This is a genomic window from Micromonospora sp. M51 (genome assembly GCF_018070305.1).
Taxonomy (GTDB): domain Bacteria; phylum Actinomycetota; class Actinomycetes; order Mycobacteriales; family Micromonosporaceae; genus Micromonospora; species Micromonospora parva.
The window spans coordinates 1-1933 of sequence record NZ_JAGPXZ010000982.1 but is presented as its reverse complement, the minus strand read 5'-3'; the positions used below and the strand labels follow the sequence as shown (position 1 = coordinate 1933).

Here is a 1933-nt window from a genome sequence, read left to right as displayed (position 1 = left end):
GCGGTGCTGGGCGCGGCGCTGGTCGGACGGGCCGACGAGACCGGGCGGTTGGCGCTGGTCCTCGGCGGGGCGGCACCGGCCGTGGTGGCGGTCGCCAGCGGCACCGGGTACGCCCGCCGGCCGGTCTCGCCGTACGTCGGGAGGGTCGCGGACCTCACCGACACGGCACTGGTGGTCGCCGTGGTGCCGATCGCCTGCGCGGTGCTCGACCTGTACGACCGGGCCCGGGGGCTGCTCGGTTGAGCGACCCTCGGGCCCGGTGCGTCAGGGTGTGTCAGTGGATGGTCTCGCCGCGCGCCTCGGCGTCCCTGGCCCGCTGGTAGGAGGCCACGATCTCGGCCTCGGCCTCGGTGCGGCCGACCCAGGTCGCGCCCTCCACCGACTTGCCGGGCTCCAGGTCCTTGTACACCTCGAAGAAGTGCTGGATCTCCAGGCGGTCGAACTCGCCCAGGTGGTGGATGTCGCGCAGGTGCTCCTGGCGCGGGTCCTCGTAGGGCACGCAGAGGACCTTGTCGTCCCCGCCCTTCTCGTCGGTCATCCGGAACATGCCGATGGTGCGGCAGCGGATCAGACAACCCGGGAAGGTCGGTTCGGGGACCAGCACGAGGGCGTCCAGCGGGTCGCCGTCCTCGCCCAGCGTGCCCTCGATGAACCCGTAGTCGGCCGGGTACTGGGTGGAGGTGAAGAGCGTGCGGTCCAACCGGATCCGGCCGGTCTTGTGGTCCACCTCGTACTTGTTCCGGTGACCTTTGGGGATCTCAACCGTCACGTCGAAATCCATCTGCACGCTCCCTCGTCTGCCCACGCTGGCTAACGGAACCACTGGCTGCCCTCCGGACAGGTGAATGCCCACCCGCCGACTCCGGCCGCCGCATAGTCTTCGGACCGAAGTAGTGTCACCCAAGCCGATTTTCGCTGGGGGAGGAGGGGGTCGTGGGGAGGGAAGATTCACACTACCGCCCGGACGGGGGCTCCGCGCACGGTACCGGACGATCCGGCTCGGGCAGTGCCAAGGGACGGGTCCCGGTGCCGGAGGCTCACCTCCCTCGGGCTCCCGAAGCACCGAACACGGCACCGGAGACGGTGCCCGAGCGGCCCCCGCCGCTGCCCTGGCGTCCGCCGGCCGGTCCGGCGTCACCGACCCCGAACACCGGGCACTTCCCGGTAGCCGGCGGTGAACGGCCGGTGAGCGGCCCGCCACGCGGCAGTGCCACGGTCCCGGTCAGCCCGGCGCCGGTCAGCCCGTCGTTCGGTGCCGGCCCCGGTGGGGTCCCCCCGGTGGGCCCGCCGATCTCCGCGTTGCCGGCACCGGCCGGCGCCACGCCCACCCCCCAGCCCTCGCCCGCGTCGCGCCGCCGGCGGGTGCCGCTGGTGCTGGCCGCCGTGCTCGTGCTGGTGCTCGCCAGCGTCGCAGTGGTGATCACCCGTCCCGGCCCGGTCGCCGGGTGGCTGGGCGACGACGCCGCAGCCGGGCCGAACGCGGGCGGCGTGCCCCCGGACCCCGCCCCGTCGGAGGTGCTGGCCGGCCCCGATTCGAACGCCCCGGTGCCCACCCCCGAGGGGGTCAGTGCCGTGCTCGATCCCCTGGTCGGCGTCGCCGCCCTGGGTGACCGGGTGAACGTCTCGGTCGCCGACGTGATCACCGGTCAGACGCTGTTCGCCAAGGGGGCGGACGACGGCACCGTCCCCGCCTCGGTGACCAAGCTGGTGACCGCGGTGACGGTGCTGGCGGCCCGGGGGCCCGGCTACCGGATCCCCACACGTGCGGAGGCCGGCGCGAAGGCTGGCGAGGTGGTGATCGTCGGTGGCGGTGACCCGACCCTGGCGATCGACAAGAAGGGCTACTACCCGGGCGCGGCACGGCTCGACGATCTGGCCGCCCAGGTGCGTTCCGCGCTCGGCGGGACACCGCCGACGAGCGTCACCGTCGACG

The 1933-nt window shown here is 73.6% G+C and carries 2 protein-coding genes and 1 pseudogene; 2 read left to right on the top strand and 1 reads right to left on the bottom strand.

Features of this window, described 5'->3' with window-relative positions; genetic code table 11:
* A pseudogene (locus tag KBX53_RS31530) lies at positions 1-243 on the top strand (type VII secretion integral membrane protein EccD); the annotation flags it as partial.
* Between the two features lie 31 nt (positions 244-274).
* Here the strand turns inward: KBX53_RS31530 and KBX53_RS31525 are convergent.
* Complete coding sequence (locus KBX53_RS31525; protein WP_030328015.1) at positions 275-781, bottom strand: inorganic diphosphatase; 507 nt, start codon at positions 779-781, stop codon at positions 275-277.
* 497 nt (positions 782-1278) lie between these two features.
* Here KBX53_RS31525 and KBX53_RS36670 point away from each other — a divergent pair.
* Positions 1279-1933, top strand: a 655-nt coding sequence (locus KBX53_RS36670; RefSeq protein WP_309140903.1) for a D-alanyl-D-alanine carboxypeptidase, incomplete at its 3' end; no start/stop codon positions are given.

What these genes read in the sequence shown, in the direction of transcription:
- KBX53_RS31525 (WP_030328015.1), bottom strand. Translation starts at nt 781, where the DNA reads ATGGATTTCGACGTGACGGTTGAGATCCCCAAAGGTCACCGGAACAAG.